Annotated in this window: 22 protein-coding genes; 19 read left to right on the top strand and 3 right to left on the bottom strand. The window is 43.3% G+C overall.

Annotated elements, in window-relative coordinates; all coding sequences use genetic code 11:
* Positions 1 to 56 precede the first annotated feature (56 nt).
* Together BMW86_RS32030 and gap are read left to right on the top strand one after the other, a co-directional pair.
* Complete coding sequence (locus BMW86_RS32030) at positions 57 to 1,061, top strand: GlxA family transcriptional regulator (RefSeq protein WP_089788011.1); 1,005 nt, start codon at positions 57 to 59, stop codon at positions 1,059 to 1,061.
* A gap of 4 nt (positions 1,062 to 1,065) precedes the next feature.
* The gene (gene gap, locus BMW86_RS32025) at positions 1,066 to 2,076 is read left to right on the top strand and encodes a type I glyceraldehyde-3-phosphate dehydrogenase (RefSeq protein ID WP_218149278.1); all 1,011 of its coding nucleotides are present in this window, start codon (positions 1,066 to 1,068) and stop codon (positions 2,074 to 2,076) included.
* Positions 2,077 to 2,294: 218 nt separating this feature from the next.
* Here gap and BMW86_RS32020 read toward each other — a convergent pair whose 3' ends face one another.
* Both BMW86_RS32020 and BMW86_RS32015 read right to left on the bottom strand, forming a co-directional pair.
* Positions 2,295 to 2,885: a TetR/AcrR family transcriptional regulator gene (locus tag BMW86_RS32020; protein ID WP_089788006.1), complete on the bottom strand. Its 591-nt coding sequence runs from the start codon at positions 2,883 to 2,885 to the stop codon at positions 2,295 to 2,297.
* Positions 2,872 to 3,504 (bottom strand): TetR/AcrR family transcriptional regulator, encoded by a 633-nt coding sequence (locus BMW86_RS32015; protein ID WP_089788004.1) that lies wholly within the window; start codon positions 3,502 to 3,504, stop codon positions 2,872 to 2,874. The genes BMW86_RS32020 and BMW86_RS32015 overlap by 14 nt, the downstream gene beginning before the upstream one ends.
* 298 nt (positions 3,505 to 3,802) lie before the next feature.
* On the opposite strand from BMW86_RS32015, the gene BMW86_RS32010 reads away from it, so the two are divergent.
* The 5 genes from BMW86_RS32010 to BMW86_RS31990 all read left to right on the top strand — a co-directional run bounded on the left by BMW86_RS32010 (position 3,803) and on the right by BMW86_RS31990 (position 11,373).
* Positions 3,803 to 4,930: an efflux RND transporter periplasmic adaptor subunit gene (locus BMW86_RS32010; protein WP_089788002.1), complete on the top strand. Its 1,128-nt coding sequence runs from the start codon at positions 3,803 to 3,805 to the stop codon at positions 4,928 to 4,930.
* Positions 4,931 to 4,933: 3 nt separating this feature from the next.
* Entirely contained in the window at positions 4,934 to 8,077 is a 3,144-nt protein-coding gene (locus BMW86_RS32005) for an efflux RND transporter permease subunit (protein ID WP_089788001.1), read from the top strand.
* Entirely contained in the window at positions 8,074 to 9,471 is a 1,398-nt protein-coding gene (locus BMW86_RS32000) for an efflux transporter outer membrane subunit (RefSeq protein ID WP_089787999.1), read from the top strand. The genes BMW86_RS32005 and BMW86_RS32000 overlap by 4 nt, the downstream gene beginning before the upstream one ends.
* A gap of 83 nt (positions 9,472 to 9,554) precedes the next feature.
* The gene (locus BMW86_RS31995; protein ID WP_089787997.1) at positions 9,555 to 10,301 is read left to right on the top strand and encodes an SDR family oxidoreductase; all 747 of its coding nucleotides are present in this window, start codon (positions 9,555 to 9,557) and stop codon (positions 10,299 to 10,301) included.
* A gap of 331 nt (positions 10,302 to 10,632) precedes the next feature.
* Complete coding sequence (locus tag BMW86_RS31990; RefSeq protein ID WP_143056756.1) at positions 10,633 to 11,373, top strand: carboxypeptidase-like regulatory domain-containing protein; 741 nt, start codon at positions 10,633 to 10,635, stop codon at positions 11,371 to 11,373.
* A 258-nt stretch (positions 11,374 to 11,631) separates the two neighbouring features.
* Here the strand turns inward: BMW86_RS31990 and BMW86_RS31985 are convergent, their stop codons facing one another.
* Positions 11,632 to 13,674, bottom strand: a complete 2,043-nt coding sequence (locus BMW86_RS31985; RefSeq protein WP_089787993.1) for a glycoside hydrolase family 18 protein — start codon at positions 13,672 to 13,674, stop codon at positions 11,632 to 11,634.
* 328 nt (positions 13,675 to 14,002) lie between these two features.
* Here BMW86_RS31985 and BMW86_RS31980 point away from each other — a divergent pair, with 328 nt between their 5' ends.
* From BMW86_RS31980 to BMW86_RS31930, 12 genes are read left to right on the top strand one after another with little or no spacing between them, the layout of a single operon-like run.
* A complete protein-coding gene (locus BMW86_RS31980; protein WP_089787991.1) occupies positions 14,003 to 14,563 on the top strand; it encodes a Pvc16 family protein in 561 nt (186 codons plus the stop codon).
* Positions 14,564 to 14,574: 11 nt separating this feature from the next.
* Positions 14,575 to 15,354, top strand: coding sequence for a hypothetical protein (locus tag BMW86_RS31975; protein ID WP_089787990.1), 780 nt, complete (start codon positions 14,575 to 14,577; stop codon positions 15,352 to 15,354).
* 18 nt (positions 15,355 to 15,372) lie between these two features.
* A complete protein-coding gene (locus BMW86_RS31970; RefSeq protein ID WP_089787987.1) occupies positions 15,373 to 16,875 on the top strand; it encodes a phage tail sheath family protein in 1,503 nt (500 codons plus the stop codon).
* Between the two features lie 36 nt (positions 16,876 to 16,911).
* Complete coding sequence (locus tag BMW86_RS31965; RefSeq protein ID WP_089787985.1) at positions 16,912 to 17,364, top strand: phage tail protein; 453 nt, start codon at positions 16,912 to 16,914, stop codon at positions 17,362 to 17,364.
* 5 nt (positions 17,365 to 17,369) lie between these two features.
* Positions 17,370 to 17,822 (top strand): phage tail protein, encoded by a 453-nt coding sequence (locus BMW86_RS31960; RefSeq protein WP_089787983.1) that lies wholly within the window; start codon positions 17,370 to 17,372, stop codon positions 17,820 to 17,822.
* 5 nt (positions 17,823 to 17,827) lie between these two features.
* Positions 17,828 to 17,995 carry a DUF5908 family protein gene (locus tag BMW86_RS32960; protein WP_177189463.1) on the top strand — a complete coding sequence of 56 codons (168 nt, stop codon included), beginning with the start codon at positions 17,828 to 17,830 and terminating at the stop codon, positions 17,993 to 17,995.
* Between the two features lie 3 nt (positions 17,996 to 17,998).
* Entirely contained in the window at positions 17,999 to 18,667 is a 669-nt protein-coding gene (locus BMW86_RS31955) for a CIS tube protein (protein WP_089787981.1), read from the top strand.
* On the top strand, positions 18,667 to 20,481 hold the full coding sequence (gene vgrG, locus BMW86_RS31950) for a type VI secretion system tip protein VgrG (RefSeq protein ID WP_089787979.1): 1,815 nt from the start codon (positions 18,667 to 18,669) through the stop codon (positions 20,479 to 20,481). Before BMW86_RS31955 ends, vgrG begins: the two co-directional genes overlap by 1 nt.
* 11 nt (positions 20,482 to 20,492) lie before the next feature.
* The gene (locus BMW86_RS31945; RefSeq protein WP_089787976.1) at positions 20,493 to 20,795 is read left to right on the top strand and encodes a PAAR domain-containing protein; all 303 of its coding nucleotides are present in this window, start codon (positions 20,493 to 20,495) and stop codon (positions 20,793 to 20,795) included.
* A gap of 8 nt (positions 20,796 to 20,803) precedes the next feature.
* Positions 20,804 to 21,247: a GPW/gp25 family protein gene (locus BMW86_RS31940; protein ID WP_089787974.1), complete on the top strand. Its 444-nt coding sequence runs from the start codon at positions 20,804 to 20,806 to the stop codon at positions 21,245 to 21,247.
* A complete protein-coding gene (locus BMW86_RS31935) occupies positions 21,244 to 24,978 on the top strand; it encodes a hypothetical protein (RefSeq protein ID WP_143056755.1) in 3,735 nt (1,244 codons plus the stop codon). The genes BMW86_RS31940 and BMW86_RS31935 overlap by 4 nt, the downstream gene beginning before the upstream one ends.
* Positions 24,979 to 24,984: 6 nt before the next feature.
* Entirely contained in the window at positions 24,985 to 25,761 is a 777-nt protein-coding gene (locus BMW86_RS31930) for a hypothetical protein (protein WP_089787970.1), read from the top strand.
* Position 25,762 lies beyond the last annotated feature (1 nt).

Genomic DNA, 25,762 nt, shown 5'->3' with positions numbered 1-25,762 from the left:
ATGTCATTTGCGCCATCCTAATAACTACGTACTTTTGTAAAGTCAAACGATACTACATGCCAGAGGAAAAGAGAAAACTGATCGTAGTGATACCTATGCCTAACACTTACCTGTTGGATATCGCTGGTCCATGTGACGTATTCACCGCTGCTGACCTGGCCCTGAAAGAGGTTCCAGGCAGTAAAAAGGGAGGATATGAGGTATTACTCGCTTCTCCTATGGACACAAAAACGATCATTACAAAAAACGGGTTTGAGATTACCTGCCAGACGAAGATCTCGGAGATTGACAGGCCTATTGATACAGTAATAGTGGCTGGCTACTCCAGGCTGGAGTTGCATAAAGATCACCCGCTCTTTAAATGGCTGAGAGACATATATCCAAAGTTACGCCGTGTGGGGTCTGTCTGTATAGGAGCTTATGCACTCGCAGAAGCAGGTATACTGGATGGCAAACTAGCCTCTACACACTGGGAATTTACCCAGGAGTTCCAGACCAGGTACCCCGCAGTACATGTGGATACCAATCCATTTTATACCCGTGACGGTAATGTATATACTTCCGGTGGCGTATCCTCCGGGATAGATCTTTCCCTGGCACTGGTAGAAGAAGACTATGGCCGTGATATAGCTTTGTTTGTTGCCCGTAAACTGGTATTATATCTGAAAAGGAACGGGCATCAGTCGCAGTTCAGCACACTGCTACAGATCCATAGCATGGAGAATTCAATTGCAGGGAAACTGCATCCCTGGATGATAAGACATCTGGCAGATGAACTCAGCATCGAACAACTGGCAGAACACTGCAATATGAGTGTACGGAACTTCGCCCGCGTATTCCTGAAAGAAACAGGACTTACACCTGCTAAGTTTGTAGAAAAATTACGCATAGAAGTAGCCCGCAAATACCTGGAAGACAGCGATCTTACCATGGACCAGATAGCAGAGAAATGCGGTCTCAGCGGACTTATTTCCATGCGCCGGACTTTCATGCGGCATATGATGGTATCGCCCAGCGATTACCGTCGCTCTTTTAGAACATCTCTTCAAGCAACAACATAAAAATATAATTATGAAAGTAGCAATTAATGGATTCGGCCGCATTGGCCGTATGACTTTACGCGCCCTGCAGAATAAGGCAAACGTGGAAGTAGTGGCGATTAACGACCTTACAGAACCGGGACTGCTCACACATCTCTTTAAATACGATACTTCCCATGGAAAGTTCCCCGGCACTGTTGTACAGAGGGATAACAGCATTGTTGTTAACGGAAAAGCGATCCTCTTATTAAGTGAAAAAGATCCGGAGAAATTACCCTGGGCAAAACTGGAGATAGATGTTGTGATAGAGTCTACCGGCCGTTTTACCGACAGGAGCAAAGCACAATTGCACCTGAACGCCGGTGCCAAGAAAGTATTGATTACCGCTCCGGCAACTGGTAATGTAAAAACTATTGTAGCAGGAGTGAATGATGAGCTGATCACAGAAGAAGATGAAATCCTGTCTACCGCTTCCTGCACCACCAACTGTATAGCACCGTTGTTATACCTGCTGGAAAAGGAATATGGTATCGCCTCCGGTTTCATGAGTACGATACATGCATTTACCATGGACCAGATGTTACAGGATGGTCCCCATAAAGATTACAGGAGAGCCCGTGCCGCTACCCAGTCTATTATACCTACCACTACAGGTGCAGCAAAAGCGATCGGAGATGTACTGCCTGGGTTAAAAGGCAAACTGGATGGATTTTCTTACCGTGTACCTGTGATTGATGGTTCTATAGCCGATATGTCTATAAACCTCATTAAACAGCCTTCTGCAGGCGAAATTAATGAGCTGTTCAAACATCATGCTGCCAATGCTTTGCAAGGAGTACTGGAATACACGGAAGAACCGTTTGTATCCGCAGATATATTAGGGAATACGCATTCATCTATTATTGATGGTACTTTGACCCGTAGTATCGGGAACCTGGTGAAGGTAGTAGCCTGGTATGATAATGAAGTAGGGATTTCTAACAGGCTGGCTGAACTGACAGTAGAACTGGCGGGGAAAGTAGCTGTAAGCGCTTAAACGAAATGCATTTCTAACAAAACATAATAGGCTCCTAACGGAGCCCCGTGTTTGTAGAAACAATTTTATCCTCCACAATAGACTCCGTTAGGAGTCCCCTGTTAAATGAACAAATAGGGGACTCCTAACGGAGTCTGTGTTTTGTTATTCTATGTGTTTGCTACAAACACGGGGCTCCTAACGGAGCCTATAGTGACACCTAAATACTTTTTACAATATTATGCATGTATACTATTCACCATTCCTTCAACAGTGCTCATAATCTGATCCATACGGGAACGATCACCCGCTACCCGGGATAACATCAGTCCGCCTTCAATTAAAGCTAATATAGAAAAGGTGATCTGATCAATATTAATCCCCCTTTTAAATTCTCCGGATTCAATACCGGATTCAATAGATTCCATCATACATCTCTGCCAGTTTTTACTGGCGCTTGCGGCCTTCTCTTTCAGCACACTATTCGTATCATCTGCTTCTGTAGCCGTATTTAAAATCGGACTTCCTCCCAATAAGAAATCATCCTCGTATAAAGCTTTATAGACCTTGGCATATACCATTATCTTGTCGTGATAACTATGCGCAACAAGCATTGCATCCCTGATAGCATTACACAACTTTCCCATGTTATAATCAAACACCGCCAGCGCCATCACTTCTTTATTCTCAAAATTACCATAGATACCACCCCTGGATAAACCTGTGATTATTTCCACATCTGCCATGGTTGTACCCGCATATCCTCTTTTGTTAAAAATTTCAGCCATACTTTCTATGATGAAATTTTTCGTGCGTTCAGATTTTGTCATTTAATGTAGAATTAAAATCTTTTGTAGATGCATTCACACAATAGCACTCAAGCTCTCGTTTAAACCCTTTAATGATTATCTGCATGGGTCTTACAGTGTTCTTAACACGACAAATAATATTGGCGCCTTCTATCGCTGCAAACATCTTCGTGGCATATTCTTCCGGTATCAGGTCCGCTGAAAATTCACCTGAACGAATACCTTCTTCCAGCAGACCAGTTAACAGGTCTATCTGAGCTTCAATATGTTTTTTAACTTTTTTATTCACAGCAGGAAGAGTATCATCTGCTTCTGTAGAAAGATTTGCAATGGGACATCCACCATCAAATAAGGACTTTAGCGGGTTTTTCGCCATATCCATATAAGCGAAAAGTTTATCTTTCGCTGCATGCTGTTTGCCTAATACCTCTTTCTGGGTATCACTTGACACCTGTAAAAGGTAATCCACGCAGGAAGCAGCAAGGTCTTCCTTTGTTTCAAAATGGCTGTACAGGCATCCTCTTGTAACCTTCGCTGAATGCAATACTTCCTCTACAGAAGTAGCAGCAATTCCTTTAACATTAAATATCGGAGCCGCTTTTTCAATAATACACTGCCTGGTCTTTTCTCCTTTACTCATATTCTAAGTTTTTGATGATACAAATATATACCAATTTGTCGGTTCTACGACATATATGATAAAATTACAAAACAGTCAACATTGTCTGTTTTTACAACGCATCGGAAAATGTCGATAAAATGTTAATCATTTAAATATCAATTATTTAAACTGATTTTAGACCGCTGTGTCGGTTCTTTTTCTTTGTAGAATATACAAGTATGTATAGTTTTGTTGTCTCGTTTAGTAATTGGTTTATGGATCATAACAAACAACACTGACTAATTACTACACCTCCATAAACAAAATAAAATTTAACATGAAAAGTATCATTCTGGCAGTTATCGCTGTTGCATTATACAGTTGTTCATCCAACCCTCAAACAGTATCTGCACCACCGCCAACATTACCAGTCCTCAGTATTACTTCTGGAACAGTTACCACCTACAAGGAATACCCTGCTTCTATAGAAGGCGTGGATAATGTAGAAATCCGTCCGCAGGTAAGCGGAACATTAGCAGAAGTTTTAGTAGATGAAGGCGCCTTTGTACAGGCCGGTCAATCTTTATTCAGAATCAATGAGCAGCCTTTCAGAGCTGCATTAAACAATGCCCTGGCCAGTTTGCATGCTGCAGAAGGCGCTATGGCGAATGCTAATCTGGAAGTAGAAAAGCTGACGCCACTGGTGCAAAACAAAATCGTGTCTGAGTTCCAGTTGAAATCAGCTAAAGCAGCTGTGGAAGTAGCTAAAGCAAATATAGAACAGGCAAAAGCGTCTATTTCAACTGCACAGATCAACCTGGGATATACTTTGATCAAAGCACCTGTGAGTGGATATATCAGCAGGCTTGAAAAAAAGAAAGGCAGCCTGGTAGGCCCTGCAGATGCGGAAGCGCTCACCAAACTTTCTGATGTACATAATGTACATGTGTATTTCTCCCTGGCAGAAAACGACTTTGTCAGCTTTAAAGAACAATATCCAGGTGAAACCATCAACGATAAATTAAAACAGCTGCCTGCTGTATCCCTGTTACTGGGTGATAACACGGTTTATCCGCAGCAGGGTAAAATAGATATTATCGACGGACAGTTTGATAAAAACACCGGAGCTATTACCGTAAGAGCCAATTTCCCTAATCCAAAAGGATTGCTTCGTTCAGGCAATACAGGTAAAATACAATTAAGCCTTTTTCACAAAGATGCATTACTGGTACCACAGTCTGCTACAACGGAAATGCAGGACAAGATCTTCGTATTTACGCTGGCAGACAGCAATAAGGTAACCAAACAGCCCATTACCATCAGTGGCAGATCAGGAACTGATTATGTAGTAAAAGATGGTTTAAAAGTGGGAGATCAGATCATTACAGATGGCCTGGGAAGTTTACAGGAAGGAATGGTCATCCATCCTGAAAGTGCAAAGAAATTGTCGGCCTTAAAAAAATAATCAATGCTTAAGACATTTATAAATAAACCAGTACTGGCAACAGTTATCTCTATCATACTGGTGATACTTGGCGTACTTGGATTGCTTAAATTACCGTTACAGCAATTCCCTGATATCGCGCCGCCATGTGTTGTAGTGAATGCAGTTTATCCGGGTGCGAATGCGGAAACTATTATCCGTTCAGTGGCCCCATCATTAGAAGAAGCGATCAATGGCGTGGAAAATATCACGTACATGAGTTCTATCGCCAGTAATGATGGTACGCTTGCCATCAGTGTGTTTTTCAAACTGGGTACTGATCCTGACCAGGCAGCCGTGAATGTACAGAACCGTGTAAGCCAGGCTACCAGCCAGCTCCCTCCGGAAGTGGTACAACAGGGTATCATCACATCCAAACAACAGAACGGCATTGTGATGGGTACGGGTATCTATACCGATGATGAAACAAAATATGATGAGAAATTCCTGAGTAATTATACTTCCATCAACCTGATCCCTGATATTAAACGTATCCCTGGTGTGGGCTCTGCGGTTATATTCGGTGGCGCTAAAGATTACTCGATGAGGGTATGGTTAAAACCTGCCCAGATGGAGACTTACCATGTAACACCCGCAGAAGTTAGTGCAGCCATACAGGATAAGAGTCTGGAAGCAGCTCCCGGCCGGTTGGGCGACAGAAGTAACCAGACTTTCGAATATGTGATCAAATACAAAGGGAAGCTGAATAAACCGGAAGACTATGAGAACATCGCTATCCGGTCTAATGCAGATGGTTCTGTACTGCGCTTAAAGGATGTAGCGAGAATAGAATTCGGGTCCTATAATTATGCGACCAAACAAAGGATCAACGGCCATGTGGGTATCGCGATGCCTATCGTACAGCTGGCGGGATCTAATTCCAATGAAGTACAGATTGCTGTAAATGCATTCATGGAAAAGGCTTCAAAGAAATTCCCTGCGGGTATCCATTATCTTACTTTCTATAGTACTAAGAAATCGCTGGATGCATCTATTGAACAGGTAGTACATACACTGATAGAAGCATTTATCCTGGTATTCCTGGTAGTATTTATATTCCTGCAGGATTTACGGTCAACACTGATCCCTGCTATCGCTGTTCCCGTAGCCATTATTGGCACCTTCTTTTTCATGTATGTCTTTGGGTTTACGATCAACCTGCTGACCTTATTCGCACTGGTACTATCTATTGGTATTGTGGTGGATGATGCCATTGTAGTGGTGGAAGCCGTCCATTCAAAAATGGAACATAAAAAGCTACCGCCACAGGAAGCTACGTTACAGGCCATGCATGAAATAACGGGTGCGATTATATCCATTACGCTGGTGATGGCGGCAGTGTTTTTACCGGTAGGATTCATGGACGGTTCCACTGGTTTATTCTACAGACAGTTTGCCTTCACCATGTCTATTGCAATCGTGATCTCGGCGTTGAATGCATTAACGTTAAGTCCTGCGTTGGCAGCTTTATTCCTGAAGAATCATCATACAGAAGAAGGAGCAGAGAAGACGTTTAAAGCAAGGTTCTTTGCTGGTTTTAATGCAGGATTTAATGGCCTTACGAACAGGTATGTAGGTCTTATTAAATTCTTACTGGCCAGAAAGTGGATTGCCATCGCCGGATTAGTTGTAGTAGTGATAGCCACTGTATGGATGGTAAAAAAGACGCCTACAGGATTTATCCCCAATGAGGATCAGGGTTTCATTGCAATAGCGGTGAACACACCTTCTGCTACTTCTTTAAAACATACAGCAGAAGTGATGTTAGAGGCAGAGAAGAAACTACAGAGTATGGAAGTTACCGGATATGTGATGAATTTTCCGGGTTTCAGTTTGCTGACATCTTCTGCCAGTCCATCTGCAGGTATAATGTTCATGACATTAAAAGACCCTAAAGACAGAGGGAAGGTAAAAGAGATTACACAGCTGATAGCACAAACACAAAGTGCCTTAAATGAGATAAAGGGAGCTACTTTCTTTGCGTTCAGTTTCCCTACCGTTCCTGGTTTCAGTAATGTGGAAGCGCTGAGTGTTGTATTACAGGACAGATCAAGTGGCCGACTGGATAAATTTTCTGCAGATGCCAATGCCTTTATCGGGAAATTAAATAAGCTGCCATCTGTGGGTGTAGCGTTCACCACTTTTAAAGCAGATTATCCGCAATACCAGATAGATGTAGATGATGATAAAGCAGATCAGCTGGGCGTAAGCGTAAGAGACATTTTACAAACGATGCAGTCTTATTTTGGTACGGCACAGGTGTCTGACTTCAACCGGTTTGGTAAATACTATAAGGTGGTACTGGCAGCAGATTCCGCTGATAAAGCTACACCAGAAGCGCTTACCAGTGTGTACGTTAAAAATAAAACCGGACAAATGGTCCCTCTGAATGCAGTGGTGAAACTCAACCGTGTATTTGGATCAGAAACGGCCTCCCGTTATAATCTTTTCAATTCTATTGATCTGAATATTATCCCAAAACCAGGGCATAGTTCAGGAGAAACCATAGAAGCTATCAGGCAGCTGGCAGCTAAAGAATTACCTGCGGATTATAACTATGAATTCTCTGGTCAGACCAGGGAAGAAATCTCTTCAAGCGGACAATCTACCATCGTATTTATTCTCTGCCTTGTATTTGTGTATTTCCTGCTTGCTGCACAGTATGAAAGTTATATCCTTCCACTGGCTGTTATATTGACTATTCCAACGGGCGTATTTGGTGTATTTGCACTGATAGGATTCAAGGGGATCGAAAACAATATTTATGTACAGGTAGCACTGGTGATGCTGATAGGTTTACTTGCTAAAAATGCTATCCTGATAGTAGAGTTTGCGGTGCAACGCAGGAGAGCGGGTAAGACACTGATAGAATCTGCACTGGAAGCATCCAGGTTAAGATTAAGACCTATCATAATGACTTCCCTCGCCTTTGTGTTTGGCCTGTTCCCGCTGAGTATTGCTACAGGACCAGCTGCACAGGGTAATCATTCTATCAGTTTTGCTGCTGCAGGTGGTATGATCTCAGGCGTATTCCTGGGGTTAGTTATCATCCCGGTATTGTTTGTCATTTTCCAGGCATTACAGGAAAAAATAAGCAGGAAACCACAATTAACACTAGCTCACTCATGAAGAATATAAGTATATACCTGATCATCCTGTTATTAGCAGCCTGTAAGGTTTCAAAAGATGTAAAAACACCGGAGGAGGCAGTACCTGCTACCTACCGCGATACCCCGGCCGATACGGCCGGTATTGGGAAGATGCCCTGGGCTTCTTTCTTTAACAACCCGGAATTAAATACGCTGATAGCAGCTGCGATTGAACATAATAACGATTTGCAGGTAGCGGTGAAAGATATAGAAGCAGCGGAATTAACACTGCGTCAGGCTAAACTGGGTAATGTCCCTAATGTAGGTTTACAGGCTAACACCAGTATCAGCCGTTACTCTGATAACAGTTTAAACGGCGCTACTATCAGTCAGTTTTTATCGTCTTCTCACGTAGAGGATTATACCCTGGCAGTTTCCTTATCCTGGGAAGCCGATTTATGGGGCAAAATCAGAAGCAGGAAGGCGTCTGCTCTTGCTGCCTATCTGCAGACAAATGAGGCCCGTAAGGCCGTTCAAACGCGCATTGTAAGCGATATGGCCAAAGGGTATTATAACCTGCTGATGCTGGACGCGCAATTGTCTATAGCCAGGCAGAATGTGTTACTCAATGACAGTACGCTGAATATCATACAGTTGCAGTATCAATCCGGACAGGTGACTTTACTGGCTGTGCAGCAGGCGCAGGCCCAGAAGCTGACCGCGGCGGCACTTGTGCCCCAGTTTGAACAGCTGATTACTATACAGGAAAATGCGATCAGCATTTTAAGTGGGGTAAATCCTGCTGCTGTTCATCGTCAGAAAGACCTGGCTTCATTGCCTGTTGCAGAGAAGCTGAATGCTGGTATACCTGCTGATCTTTTAGGTCTCAGACCTGATGTTAGAGTAGCGGAACTGGCGCTTCAGAAAGCGAATGCGGAAGTGGGATATGCAAAGGCAAACATGTACCCTTCACTGGCTATTACGGCACAGGGGGGATTGGATGCGGTAAAATTAAGTAACTGGTTTACGATACCTGCATCACTGTTTGGGATTGCGGCTGGTAGTTTAACACAGCCTCTTTTTCAGCAGAAGAAGTTAAGTACGCTTTACGAGGTAGCTAAAGTGAGAAGAGAACAAACGGTGATCAGTTTCCGTCAGTCGGTTTTAGTAGCGGCGGGTGAAGTAGCAGATAACCTGGTGAAGATAGATAAGCTGCAACAGCAACAGGCTTTTACAGCCGAAAGAGTCAATACATTAAAACAGGCGATACAGAATGCACAGCAGTTGTTTGGGAATGGGATGGCTACTTACCTGGAAGTGATTACAGCACAGGCAAATGTGCTGCAAAGCGAACTGGAATTAGCCGGCATTAAAAAAGCACAGCTGGATGCGGGAGTAGATTTATACCGCGCGGTAGGCGGCGGATGGCAGTAGATAAACAGACAGTAGCCCTGGCATAGCAAACTATAGCCAGGGCATTTGGAAACACAATTTATCAATTTTAAAACGAACAAAAAATGTCAACATTAAACGGAAAAGTAGCCCTGGTAACAGGAGGTAGTCGTGGAATAGGCGCAGCAATAGTAAAGAAGCTGGCACAGGAAGGAGCCAATGTAGCATTTACTTATATCAGCTCTGCTGACAAAGCCAACGCGCTTGTAACTGAAGTAGAAAAAAATGGTACTAAAGCATTAGCAATAAAGGCTGATAATGCCGACCCCAAAGCTATTACTGATGCCGTGAATAAAACAGTATCCACCTTTGGGAAACTGGATATCCTGGTTAACAATGCAGCTGTATTCATTGCAGGCACCCTTGATCAGGCAGATGACATGGCTGATCAGTACAACAGGCAGTCAGATATAAACATCAGGGCTATTCCTGCGGCTATACGTGCTGCTTCAAAAGTCATCTCAGATGGTGGCAGGATTATTATCATAGGCTCTGTGGTAGCCTCTGCCGTGGGCTTCCCCACATTGACAGAGTATGGTGCTACAAAGGCTGCTGCCGGCGCATATGGCAGAGGGTATGCATGGGACCTGGGCCACAGGAATATTACCGTGAATACGGTACAACCCGGCCCTATAAACACAGACATGAACCCTGATGAAGGTGAATTTGCAGACCTGTTGAAAGCCAAAACAGCGCTTAAACGCTATGGCACGGCAGAAGAAGTAGCAGGTGTAGTGAGCTTCCTGGCAGGACCGGATGCGGGTTATATCACCGGTGCTTCCATTAATGTAGATGGAGGAATACTGGCATAAGAAGCTTAAAAGAGGTTTTGACCGGCTATTGAAGAGGCTCATCCTACGTTTATCCTACGTCTTTAACGTAGGATAAACGTAGGATGAGCCTCTTCAATAGCCGTTTTATTCCTGTTCTATTACTCTTTTACCTGAATCCATACATAAACTCAAAAGATAGACAAGCCCTCTTCCAAATAAAAAAGTTTTGTCCTCATTATTCTCCCAACCTCTACATCTCTTCTCTGAACAAAGGGAAAACATCTACTAAAATGCATTATAAAAAAACATGAAATGTTAATATTTTTGGCATTCTTGCTAATGTTTGTATCCTGTCTTAGATTGAGGCGAAATGAGGATCACCAAATTGCTACAAAGGACTGTTATATTGATGGTATTGGTCTTGCTGCGTCTCGTAGCTGCCGGACAGGTACAGATTAGCGGTACAGTATATGAACGCTCCGCCAAATACGGAATGGCCGGAGTAAGCGTAAGAGGTTCTTCCGGCGCTGGCGCCGTTACCGATTCCGCAGGACATTACACCATAAGGTTGCCCTATACTGACTCCCTCAGCTTTTCCTACCAGGGAAAGGCGACCATGAAATTCCCCGTAAAGGAAATTCCCGCTAACAGACCGTTTGATATGAGTCTTCATGTAGACATCAAGGTATTACCTACCGTTGTAGTACTGCAAAACGACTATAAAGAAGATTCCATCGCCAACCGGGAAGAATACAGGAAGGTATTCAACTATGCCCCGGACTTCCTGGCACCAGCCAGTAATGGGGCAGGAGCAGGTATTAATCTCGATCTGCTGTTCAGTATAAAAAAGATGAAGAGAATGGAAGCTTTCAGACTAAAACTGGAAGAGGAGGAGCGGGATAAATACGTGACTCACCGGTTTAATAAAGCACTGGTAAAGAAGATAACAGGCTTACAGCCACCTGCCCTCGATACATTTATGCAGCAATACAGACCCTCCTACGAGATGTTGCAGAGCTTTGAAACCGAATACGAATATTACTTATACATCAAAGACTGGTCGACTTACTTTTCTTCCAGATGGAAAAGGGACCATCCTGTACAGAATTAAATTTTTCTACAAACATGGGGACCTGTTTCACAAAATATTCAAATTGATGTTAGTGCCTCAGTTTGATTACATAATCTTCGCACCAGATGTTGTTGATCAATAAATACACCTTATCTGACGTGAATATTAGGTGAAGTTAAATTGAAAAACAAATCCTGAACCCATATTATAAAGCTAAATCAGAGAACTAAACAGTCAGATGCAGTGTATTTATTGATCAATAACATCTGCCAATCTACGTTGTCACTACCAAATTAATTACGGCTTTTCCTCTTTTGACAAACCCGGGAACACAAAAAGCCGCATAATCAGCATGCCCAATCCAACCCCGCTAAAGAAAACAATCACCACAACCGATAAGCTGATCGGTTTGCAACCATCAGGACCGTCAGTAACGCCTAACCAGGGAATATGTTTGCTCAGGAACATAGTGGCTCCTGCGCAGAAGAAGGTGAACAGTAATAACCCAATGAACAACCATAGTAATCTTTTCCGCAGCGTTGGAGTTAGCCTTTGCATACGTACCTGGTAAGCATAGAAGAGCCCTGCGGCAATAGTTATCAGTGTAAAAAAGATAGTGATCCACATCACATAATCATCGCTCCTGTACTGATCGGATTGTACACTACATGGATTTTTAGACAACTCTATAATAGCCTTCTTCTCTATGTGAAACCGTCTTACAATTCTTTCCCATAAAGTAAGGGGAGGGGCCGGTAGCTCTACTAACGGGACCGTATCTATGAAAGTTGTATCTATGCTGATAAATTTGTCTGCCAGCCCTTCCCATAATTCCGAATATCCATCATCTGCACCTAACGGCCAGATGGCCACGCCACCTAATCCTTTCCCTTTGATATAATCATATTTGATATCCAGGGTAGTGGCATCATCAAACCATATCTGTGAGGAAATCTCTCCGTTATCTTTCTTTTCTTCCAGAATAGCTGCCGCCGCTACTTCATCATAAAATACAGCTGTATCGGAAGGGAATCGTTTTTTAATATCATTATAGGAGATAGTCCCACCATAAATATTCGCAGCACCGTTACGGCCTATTTTCCAGATAGTACCCTGGTAAGATAAAAGTGCGATAAATTTCTTGGGAGCAATATTCAGATTCAGATACCGGGAGATAACTGGTTGCAATGCCCTGGTCGCATTTCCTTTTAACGGTGCGGTAGCTCCTGCAGTCTTTTTATCCGGTTGAGTAAAGTCGATAATGAAATGGTCCACCAGGGTATCCATGGCACGCAGATCGTACGCCAGTTCACTATCATTGGATGGCACTGTCACCGAGATCTGGTAACGCCTGTTATTATCCCTGCGGAAATAATGTACCATCAGGGAAACAAACCGGGTGAAGGCATCCCTGTCATGATGGGGAAGTTCTCCGAACCAGATATTAATGCCCCCTACATTATGCTGTTGCAGCACGGGTAAAAGGGAATCAATATATAATAACTGCGCCGGTTCATGGTCCAGCAGATTACCGGGATTGTACAGGGTGAAGGTAGTATTACAATTAGCCTGCTGAGCGGCAGCCAGTACTTTTAGTGCGGCAGGGTCGTACATCTTTTTAATCTGACCGGTTTTGCCATCTGCTGTTAATCCGTAAAAGGATAAAGTGCTTAATGCCGCAAAGTTGTAGTTAAGATATTTATCTCCCATCCAGAAGGGATGGATACCAGTAACGGAAGCGCTGTCTCCCAGGTGAAGGATATACCTTCTTCCAACGTTTTCACCTATACGTAAGGTATCGATCTTTCCGGGGGGCCTGTTAAAAAATGCCTGGATCTTTTTTAGTTTCTCCTGTCTTGCCGTATCATCCGGCTCATCTTTCTCTTTATCTTTTTGCTGGAGGATAGGAATGATTTTACTGACCAGCTCATTGAACTCACTTTCTGAGATACTTTTATTTTCAGAAGGGGGAGGAACAACAGCGGCACTATCATCTGCCTGTATGGAAATAGCGTGTATAAGTGACCGTAATGAATCGAAATGCTGGTTTTCCTGCCGGGATAATTCTTCATTCAGGTGAGCAATGTCTTTTGCGGTCACGATCATCGAATCTGCAAAGACCCCGTTAATGATGGTAACGATACGTTCTTTTTGTTTGGCACGTACGTTAGCCCGGAATTGCAGGGCAGTTATTATCTTCTTTAGCAATTTTGTCTTAACAGCAGTATCCTTGGGCATCTTGAGCTTCGGCGCCTGGAAGGAAACAGGTGCTGCTGTACAAATACTTGTACATATTAATAAAGCAATAAGCAATAAAAAGCCTTTAGGGTAGGGATGCATAAGAGTATTAAATTGTGCTGTTCGAATAGCAATAGTAGTAATTAGTTACAAAAAATATAGAAATTAATTTTCTAACAAAAAATTTGAATAATTTCATTTAACCACTATATTGTGGGCAGATTCAAGGACACAAGGACAATATCCCGTAATTTTAAAAACACTATTTACCAATAGCTTTATACCTTATGTAAAGATTTAACATTAGAGCCCTAGAGATAACTAACTACAAGAAGATTTATGCACACCATGATATTAAAACAACGCCGGTAAGCAACTGGTAAGGCATTTTACGCTTTATACTGCTCCCCAGCTCATGCTTTTATCTTAGATGATCTACGAAACCCTTGCCTGTATCACTGAAGAGATTAACAAACACTTCAGCAGACAGTTGCACATTAATGAAGAGAAGGTCGTACTGTCTGGTATTATCAACCAGGACGGTACTGTTGCTATTCAGGGAGAAAATAAAGTGCTGGTTACGCTTATCAACATTGAAAAAGAAGCATTGGGTAAGGTTGGCGCAGGTCGCTTTTCAGGAAATACTATGCCACCGGTGTGTGTCAATCTCTATATTTTATTTTCTGCTTATTTCAGCAGTAACAACTATCCCGAAGCCCTGCGCTTCATCTCTTTTATAATCGCTTATTTCCAGTCTGGCAGTGTACTCACACAAGCCAACACGCCATCACTTGATTCCCGGATCGATAAACTGACGTTTGAAATGGAAAGCATGGGTACAGAAAAGATGAATAACATTTGGGCTACGCTGGGTGCTAAATACATGCCATCGGTAGTGTATAAAATGCGCATGCTTACGTTTGACGAAAGTATTATCAAGGAATACAGGCCGCTTGTGAAGGCTTCTTCTACTGATAATGCCCCTTTATAAAGCATAAAAAAATGGGACATGATACTTTGACGGCAGTCTACTTCCGTCATGTATTTTTTGCTGAAAGAACATTTGATCGCATTGCCGTAAAAGTGCCGTTAGAGACTGCTATGGACATGCGTCGGCATTCGGTGTTACTGCGGCAACAAGCCGATGGTTTCCTGCTACTGTTTGATACGGATGTATTCGACAGGCAGGAGTTGCTGCGTGAAAAACTGACGCTGACATTCGACCTGGAACTGAAAGATCCCTTATTTTATAACTATACTGATTTCAGCCAGGCGGACATCAGGAAAAGTTTTTTGTTGTTCAGCAATAACCAGGAGCACACTGCCGGTACATTACACCATGAAGCGTTAGTTTCGGGTGCCGATGTTTATCAGCTGAAACCGGAAGACAGGTTTTTCATTAAGCCTTTTGCCCGCATTGTGCTGGAGTTAACACCAGACCTGGAAACACGCTATGAAATACGTTTTGCAGCAAGAGCAACCCGGTGGCGTTACTTCCTGATGAGTGAGAACCTGACATCCCTCTCTGAACCTGCTATTATAGATGCCACAGGTAAAGTTCAGTTTGGGGACCCCGAACCCGTGGACCTGCCCGGAAAGACAGGCTTGTATATGTTTACCTCCGATATCCCTCTTGAACTGACACTTAAAAATAAATACACGTTTCAGTTGGTAGATAATTCCAAAATAGTTATTTCCACTTTACCAACACCGGATATCAGCAGGATATCTACGGCTGTAACCGGCAATTCAGAACTATTCTCAGAAATCTTTTTATACTAATTACTAAACCGTATAGCTATGGCTTCAACACTTATGACTCCCGGCGTTTACATAGAGGAAAAAAACGCCTTCCCCAGTTCAGTGGTCGCCGTGGAAACAGCGGTCCCCGTTTTTATCGGCTATACAGAAAAAGCTGAAAGATTCGGAAAGCCCCTGTCACACAAACCCACCCGCATCACTTCTTTCGCCGAATTCCTGGAGAATTTCGGTGGCGCATTTCACCCCAAATTCACTGTTACAGATGCTGCTGCTACCGATGCAAAAGCTGAAATGTTTAAAGTGGATGGTAAAGACAAAATACTGAAGATCAAGGACGGGCATAAGCTGTTCCTGTTCAACAGTGTACGTTTGTTTTATGCCAATGGCGGAAGTAACTGCTACATCTTATCTGTAGATACCTATGAGGGTAAAGCAGATGGCATCACTGTCAGCGCAGAAGACTTTGTCGGTTCTGCCGATGGTAAAAAACCGAATGTATTTACGATCCTGGAAAAGGAATTCGAACCTACCCTGATCGTAATGCCGGATGTTATTGCACTGGGTAAAGATGCCTATGCAGTATATACCCAGGTGTTAGGCCATTGTGCCAAGACGCAGAGCCGTTTCGGTATCTTCGACCTGGTACAGCAGTCTTCTACCGACACTACAGACGCTGTAGTTGCCGACTTCCGTACTGCAATTGGTACTACTTCCCTGAACTATGGCGCTGCGTACTATCCCTGGTTAAAAACAGCCGTGGTACAACCAAGTGAAGTGAGCTTTGAAAACCTGGATGCTGATCTGGCTACCATCTTAACAGATGATATCTCGAAGAAAATCATCGCAGCGTTTACAGCCATTGCAAAACCGGATGATAATGACAAGAAGAACTACCACCAGTCACTGAAAGCGGCTAGTCCTATCTATTCCACTATCATTGAGGAAGTGCGTTCCAAAATAAATGAGCTTCCTCCAAGTGGTGCCATCGCAGGATTGTACACACTGGTGGATAGCAGTCGCGGTGTATGGAAATCACCCGCCAACGTATCTATCAACATGGTAAATGCACCAGCAGTAAACATTTCTCACGATGAGCAGAAACAGCTGAACGTGGATGTAATGGCCGGTAAATCTATCAATGTAATCAGACCTTTCCCTGGTATCGGTACCCTGGTATGGGGTGGCAGAACACTGGACGGTAATAGCCTCGACTGGTGTTATGTAAACGTACGCCGTACGCTGATCATGCTGGAGCAATCCATCAAGCTGGCTACACGTGCTTATGTATTTGAGCCAAACGACAGCACTACCTGGGTAACGGTAAAAAGCATGATCGACAACTTCCTCAATAACCTTTGGAAACAAGGTGCGCTGGCAGGTGCCGCCCCTGAGCAGGCTTATGATGTGCAGATCGGTTTAGGTGCTACCATGACCCCACAGGACATCCTGGAAGGAAAAATGCTGATCTCTGTGAAGGTAGCGGTAGTACGCCCTGCAGAGTTCATCGTCATCACTTTCCAGCAGATGATGCAACAATCTTAATTTAACACTATTATAGACCCTTAAAATTTTAAAATTATGCCAGATGACGGAGCAAGCCAGTCACAGACGGTATGGCCACTAGTTAAGTTCTCATTCAAAGTAATGTGGGATGGTGCGGAGCTGATATTCCAGGAAGTAACCGGTTTATCATCAGAAACACAGGTGATCGAATACCGTGGCGGCAGCAGCCCGGTATATTCAACGGTTAAAATGCCGGGCATCCAGAAGTTCTCCAACATTACTCTCAAGAAAGGCATCTTTAAAGGAGATAAAGCCCTGTGGGAGAAATACGGTGGTATCAAAATGAATATCTACAAACGTTCTACCATCGTAATCAGTTTACTGGACGAATCTCAGGGCATTGCCATGAGCTGGACCCTGAAAAATGCGTTCCCTTCCAAAATCACTGTAACAGATATGAAGTCTGATGCAAATGAAGTGGCAGTGGAAACCATGGAACTGGCACACGAAGGTCTGACTCAAAGTTAATATGTATGGACGCACTGGGTAATTATTATCCACCGGTTGGATTCTATTTTAAAGTAATTATTTCAGGCGTTTCCGGTGAGCAGGAAGGTAGTTTCATGGAAGTGAGCGGCATTTCTGCCAGTATCACACCAGAAGATAAACGAGAAGGAGGGGAGAACCGGTTTTCACACCGGCTCCCCAACCCTCCTAAATACAACAACCTGGTACTGAAACGGGGTATGGTGCTGGGTTCCCCCCTCATTACATGGGCACAGACCAGCATCAACACCTTTACGTTTACCCCTAAAACAGTGGTCGTACAGTTGCTGAATGAAAAGGGTAAAGCCATTTCTGTATGGGTGTTCAACAAAGCATATCCTGTAAAGCTGGAAATGTCTGGTTTGAAAGCGATGAAAGAAGGAGAGATTATGGTGGAAACACTGGAACTGGCATACAGTTTCTTTGAGAAAAAAATGTAGTACTTATGCCACTTGAAATCCGTGAGCTGGTGATCAAAGTCACCATAGAAAGCAATGCAACGCAACACCTTCAAATGCCTGATGAAAATTATTTACAGGCATTAAAAGCCAGTATAGTAAAAGAATGTATGGAAAACATCCTGCAAAGGATGGATAATACTGATGAGCGATAATATATGGGAGAGCTTGTTAAATTACTGATTGAGTCCTACAAGGACAGCGCCTGTACCAACCAACTGCTGGGATCTATCAAAGCAATGATGAATCCCTCTACGTATTCGAAAACATACGCTGTAAAATATAATACTTCCAAAGAGAAGGACAGGAGTGGTGTGACGCAGATCTTTGGTGGCATGGAGCCTACAAACTTCACGCTGGACCTGCTGGTGGATGGTACCGGTATCATACCCATTCCCCAGGGCCTGACAGTGGATGCCTACATCGCCAAACTAAGAGGTATTGTTTACACCTTCCAGGGTACTATGCACCGCCCTAATTTCCTGAAGGTAACCTGGGGATCGGTGGTATTTACCGGTGTATGTCAGAAGATATCGGTAACGTATAAACTCTTTAATCCTGACGGTTCCGCGCTAAGAGCAGAAGTGAAGATCGATTTTGTAGAGACGAAGTCTTTTGTAACCAAAATACTGGAAGCCCAGAAGAGTTCTCCGGACCTTACGCATGTTCGTACCGTGAAAGCCGGTGATACCCTGCCGTTAATGACTTACCGCATTTACGGCGACTCCTCTTATTACATGGAAGTAGCCAGGATTAACAGTCTGAGTAGCATCCATGCTATAAAACCCGGAGATCAGCTCTATTTTCCACCTTTAAAGAAAGCATAATGCCAGCACCGTCGCCGTTGAATATTGCAGATGCTACTTTGAGGCTTACTATTTTAGTAGAAGGCAACGCAATACAGGATAAATATCCTATCGTATCAGTAGATATCACCCATGAAGTAAATAAGATCTCCTATGCGGAAATCGTGTTTACAGATGGTACAGATGATCCTGCCGATGATGGGGTTGCAGGTGATTTGCCCGGTAGTGATGGCACAGATTTCCTGCCCGGCAATACTATCGCCATCACGGCAGGTTACGGAGAGGATACAGAAGTCTCCGTATTTAAAGGCGTAATTGTAAAACAGGCTGTCCGCATCAGCGGGGCTACCACTTTTCAACTGGTAGTGACCTGTAAACATTCCGCTGTAAAAATGACTTATAACAAACGTGAAAGTGAATTCACGGATTCTGCAGATAGTGATATCATCACAAAAATAATTGGGACCTACGGTCTTACGGCTACGGTAGACAGTACCACCGGGCAACAGGAGCTGATGTTCCAGAAGTCGGCTACCGACTGGGATTTTATACTGGCCCGTGCGGCGTTTAATGGCTATATCACCACACTGGATGATGACAAGGTAATTGTAGGTAAGCCGCTATTCAGCTCAGAAGCGGTATTGCGGGTGGCCATGGGTGAATCCATTATCTCGTTCAATGCCGAACTGAGTGCAGAAAAACAACCGCCTTCCATAGAGGCCGCAGCCTGGGACCCGCAAACACTGGCCCTGATTACTTCAAGTGCCACAGAACCTACCGTAAATGCACATGGTAATCTGAGCGCTCAAACCCTCTCAGGCAAACTGGACCAGAAAGCATTACAGCTGATATCCACTGCGCCACTGCCACAAGACCAGCTGAAGGCATGGGCTGATAGCAGCCTGCTTCGTCTGCGTATGAGTGCCATGAAAGGCCGTGTATCTTTTATCGGTAATGCCATTCCCAAACCAGGGAAACTTATAGAACTGGCAGGAGTAGGTGCCCGCTTTAATGGTAAAGCCTTTGTAAGTGCAGTGAACCATAAAATGGACGACGGAGAGTGGACCACCACTGTCCGTTTTGGGCTGAACGAAAAACCCATTTATGAAAAGGAACAGTTTTCCTATCCGCCAGCCAATGGGCAGATGCCTGCTATACAAGGTTTGCAGATAGCTAAAGTGGTGAAGATTTCCGAAGACCCGGGAGCTGAATATCGTATACAGGTGAAACCGGCTTCTAATGCAACTGATCAGAAAGGCATCTGGGCCAGACTGGCCAGCTATTATGCTACTTCTGCTGCTGGTGTAGTCTTTTGCCCGGAAGTAGGAGATGAGGTAATACTTGGTTTCCTGGAGAATGACCCCCGATTCCCGATAGTATTAGGCTCTTTATTCAGTAAGAGTAATACACCTCCGGTTACACAGGCAGATGAAAAAAATAACATCAAAGCTATTTATACACGCAGCCTGCTACAGATTAATTTTGATGATGATAAGAAGATCATCAAGATTACTACTCCGGGAAATAATATGATTACTTTAAGTGATGACGGGAAATCTATTGAGATAAAAGATCAGAACAGCAACAGCTTTAAGATGAATGATAGCGGGATTACAATGGATAGTCCCAAGGATATCACGATTAAAGCTACCGGTAATATTAATATGGAAGCGACAGGCAAAGTGAGTGTTAAAGCTACACAGGACCTGGAAATGGCCGGCATGAATATAAAACAGACTGCCCAGATGGCTTTAACAGCAAAAGGCACCGCCTCTGCTGAAGTATCTGCATCCGGACAGACAGTGATTAAAGGTGGAATAGTGATGATCAATTAAAATACAAAATTATGGGAGCGCCAGCAGCAAGACTAACAGACATGCACGTATGTGCGATGGTAGATCCGGGAATACCACCTATACCACATGTAGGCGGACCAATTATTGGTCCGGGTATACCTACCGTATTAATAGGCAAATTACCTGCGGCTGTATTAGGAGATATGTGTGTATGTGTAGGCCCACCGGATAGTATCGCCAAAGGATCGGCCACTGTGATGATAGGCGGTAAACCGGCAGCACGAATGGGAGATACCACCGCACATGGTGGCAATATTGCATTAGGCTGCCCCACAGTATTAATAGGAGGATAAATTAACAGATGGAAATAAATTCATTCCTGGGAACCGGCTGGAGTTTTCCTCCGGCATTTACCAAAGTAGGTAATACCGTCCTGCTATCTGAAAATGTAACAGACATAGAGGAAAGCATCCGCATCATCCTGGGTACCATCCCTGGAGAACGTATTATGCAACCTGATTTCGGCTGCGATCTGAAAAAACTGGTATTTGAAAAAGTAGATTCTATTCTCATCAGTGAACTGAATCACATCATCTATCATGCATTGCTGAATTACGAACCAAGGATAAACCTCATTGATGTGGCTTTACTCATGCAGGACGATTTACGCGGTATGATACACTTACAGCTGAATTACACAATCATTATTACCAATACCCGTCATAATATGGTATATCCTTTCTACTTCCTGGAAGGAACCAATATTTCGACACCAAACATACTGCCATACAGTGAGGCAACATGAAGACTTTCTTTGATCATACGCGGGATGGGGTAAGCCAGTCGGAACGACGACTGGATGCATTAATGCCTGCTAATCTGAGAATAGATGAGCGGACACAGGATGATCTTTTGCTTTTTTTATCAGAGATAGCAGGGCAGTTTAATTTCTATAATTTATATAACGAAAAAGAAGGTGACTGGCGAGAGTTTTTCTCAGCAGATCTGCAGATAGTTCTACTGACTATCTCGCGACTCGATTTCACCCATTACCAGGATAAATACCTGCAAATACAGGAACAGCTACAGATAGCAGAAAACGATACGGACCTGCGTCCTGTACTCAGTATCTTCTTCAACATGATCTATGAGATAGCACTGTTGCTGCAGGAAAAACTGAACCAGGTAAGAACAGCAGACCACAACAGGGAAACCGGTGAATATGATGAACATATTTCGGAAAACCTTTCCGGTTATGTATACCGCTTATTAATTTACGAAAAACAGGCTAGTCAGCTCTTCCATCATAAATACGATTTACGTACTTCACATACCGATAAATTACTAAAAGAGTTATTTGAAGAAGCATACGAAAAGTCAAAACAGGAAGATACAGAAAACATCTTCCTGGGGTATCAGTCGCTGAATGATGTATACACTGCACTAAGGTCCCGTTTTTACCAGGTATCCAGCGCGGCCAAACAATATCTCGACAGGAAAACTACCCCTTTCTTTCATCAGCCCCATATAGGGCTGTTAAAAGCATTTACGGGCTTATATGGACATATGCAGCAGCATCTGAACCATTTTACAGAAAGGCACCTGGACTACTATTATAAGAATGTACTGGGTATACAGTTAAGACCAGCCATACCAGACCAGGTACACCTGTGCATAGATGCTTTACCACAAACACTGCCGGTTGTTATTCCGGAGGGCACCCTGTTCCCCGCGGAAAATACCAGCTTCCGTTTAACAAATGAACTGAGGCTTAGCCAGGCAAAGATCAAAGCCTTAAGGACCGTTTTCATCAGCGATTATAAGCAGATCTCCGCCCAGGACCTGAAACAATCGGATATCATGGAAGCACAGGTATACGCCGCTTCCCATGATGTGCTGCCTGCGGCTGCTTACCTGCCTGAAAGCCTGCCGGTAAAAGCATGGGCGCTGGCAGGAGAAGACCAGCATGAACTGGCGGACAACGAACGCACAATGGAGGAAGCCGATCTGGGTTTCATTATTGCATCCCCGGTATTATATCTTACAGAAGGCAACAGGACTATAGTACTCTCTATCTACTTTGAAAGTATTTCCTTTGAACATATGCAGGCGTATATCAGAAATTACGCCAGTGTAAAAGGACGCAGGGAAGAAACGATCTTAAATGAATTACTGGCTGCCGCTTTTATTATTTCTTACACAGGGGTAGCCGGATGGGAAGATATTCCCCGGCATACCGTGAAGATCGGCCTGGAAGCTGCCAACAGATGTATCAATATCAATATTACACTGGAATCCGCTGCACCAGCCTTTAACATATATACACCACTGCTACATGGTGGTAATTATGAAACCACACAACCGCTGATAAAACTGTTATTAAACAATTTCAGTTTTCACAACGCCTTTTCTTTTATGCAATCGCTGATAATAGAAAGGATTGCTATTAATGCCAAGGTAAAAGAATTCAGATCAGTAAGATTATACAATAATGTAGGTCCGTTAAGTGCAGAAAACCCTTTCCAGATATTCGGGCCACAACCCGTAGTAGGTACTTATCTTGATATCAGAAACACAAATATCTTCAACCGCTATACGAAAGATTTTGAGATCGATGTAGAATGGCTGGACTTACCCAATACAGAAAACGGATTTGATGCATACTATGCCGCTTATAATGCAGGCATTACCAATAGCTCTTTCAAAATAAGTATCACGAATGGTTACATCAGACCGGATAAAAACCTGCCGCTCTTTGAAACCTACCGCGATGCTGATGGAAGAATCTTTCTAAATGGTAGTACCAGTATAAAACAGGCAGATTTTCAGCAGTTATTATTTAACAACTTTCCATTACTGGCAAAGGAAGATTATAATGCCCAGACAGAAGGCATGGTAAGACTGGAACTGGCGGCGCCGAATGAAGCATTCGGACAACGTTTATATACACAGTTATTCCCTGAGGTAGTAACACATAATGCAGGCAGATGGGTAAAAAAACGTCCGCTGCCTAATATGCCTTATACGCCTATGGTAAAATCCATCACACTGGATTATACACTGGAACAGGCAGAGATCTTAAAAGCAGATAAAGAGAACAGTGATGGGAACGGTATCCAGTTATTCCATCTTTATCCTTTTGGATTCAGACAGGCATATCCTGCTGCGGGATATGGTACGTTCACCTTGCTGCCACAGTTCGAAGGACGTTCTAATCTTTATATAGGTTTTGATAACCTGCAACCAAACGATCAGATCTCTTTATTATTCCAGCTGGAAGACAAACACTATACCCATACTACCGGCAACGTACTGGAACTGCAATGGAACTACCTGCACAATGATAAATGGATACCCTTTGATAAAACACAGCTGATCGCTGATTCTACACATCATTTCATCAGCAGTGGTATTATCAATTTAAAGATGCCTGCGATAAACAGTTATGGTAATACGCGTTTAGATCCCACTTTGCAGTGGATCAATTTATCTTCTGTGTATTCCCTGGATACCCGCCCGATGGTAAAGGGCATTTTTATGAATGCAGGTATTGCCGACAGACAAATTGAAAACACAACTACCGTTACAAACATAGCACCCTTAACAATAAAATCTGCGCAAACAGAGATACGGGGAATACAGAAAATCTGGCAACTGTTCCCTTCTTTCGGGGGGAGATCAGCCGAAACAATGGAAGAATATTATGTACGTGTAAGTGAACGCTTACGACATAAAAAACGACCGGTATTAGGTATAGATATCATACAGCTGGTACTGGAACAATTCCCGGAAATATATATTGCCAAATGTATGGGCAATGATCCTGAAGTGAACTCGGATATGATGGCCGAGACAGACCTTCAGTTGGTTGTAGTACCTAAAATACAGAATAGTTTAACAGAGGAACCCCGTGCAGACCTTGCCGCGTTATACCGCATCAAGGAATACCTGGAAGAGCTGCTGCCGGACTTCATGAGGATAGCGGTGCATAATCCTGTATACGAAAGAGTGAAGGTGATCTGTGATGTACATTTTGGTAATAGCCGCAGTAGTACAGACAACAATTATTACCTCAGTCTTTTACAGGAAGATATCAGGAAATACCTGAATCCCTGGTTATTTGACGCTACCTCACAAGTGAAAATAGGCAGTGTATTGTATAAATCAGAGATGCTGAATTTTATCAAGAAGCTACCTTATGTTACTTATGTCACTGCCTTTTCTATTGTTCATTTCTTCCGGGAGAAAGATCCGCTTACAGGGAATTATATCAACTGTATAAAGGATACAGCAGTGGAAGACATTGAGTTTATAGAAGGTTCTATGTCCGAATCGGTGCTGATCCCTGCTACCCATCACCTCATCACAGTGATAGATGAAAAGAAGTACCGCGATCCGCAGCCAATGGGTATAGACAGTGTTATTACAGGAGAAGAAATGATTATCGTTCATGACAGATCTGCTTCACATAAAACTGCAGCAGCTAAAGCTGATGCAACCGGAGAAATGATCACCTTAACAATACATTCAAAATAAATAGTTATGGGAACTAAAAATAACCAGAAAATATTTGGTCGTGAAGAGTTGAAAGAACATTTTAAGAATGGTAGATTACCCACAGAACAACATTTTGCACATCTTATAGATTCTACTATCAATAAACAGGAAGACGGCTTTTCGAAAGATGAAGAAAATGGGATGTTGGTAGCCGCATTGGGTAACTCAAAGAGACTGGTATCTTTTTACAAAACCAATGACGACCTGAAACCTTTTTTCCTGATTGAAAAAGATGAAAGGGAAAAAGCAGCCTTGCGATTCCAGTCGTCTGCCACTCCGGATGAAAATGATGATAAGAGCTTTTTCTTCCATACCGATGGCAGCATGGGAATCGGGAAGACATGCGATCCTGATCATGCACTGGATGTAAATGGCTTTGTAGGCATGGAGGGAAGAGTGGGTACTTATCTTTCCGGCCAGGTAGACGCAGACGGACACTGGCATTCTATTGTAAAAGGACTGAATAATTGCAGTGCCTTTGAAGTAATGGCAAGGACAGGGCTTAAAGGCTCCGGGAAGTTTGCGATTACACATGCAATAGCATTGACCGCATTCGGCAAATCCAGAGGCAAGATCCGCCATACTTCTGCTTACTACGGTTTTTGCTGGAACAGGATCCGTTTACGCTGGGTAGGCAGCACCCGTAATTATGATTTACAGATCCGTACCGGCAGTAATTATGGAACAGGAGTAGAGATCTATTATAAGATTACAAAGTTGTGGGATGATGACACATTTATGCCACTGTCTTATCGTTATTAAT

Origin of the sequence: Chitinophaga sp. YR573, assembly GCF_900110995.1 — a bacterium.
In the GTDB taxonomy this organism is placed as follows: Bacteria; Bacteroidota; Bacteroidia; order Chitinophagales; family Chitinophagaceae; genus Chitinophaga.
This window is presented reverse-complemented; position numbering and strand designations above follow the sequence as displayed.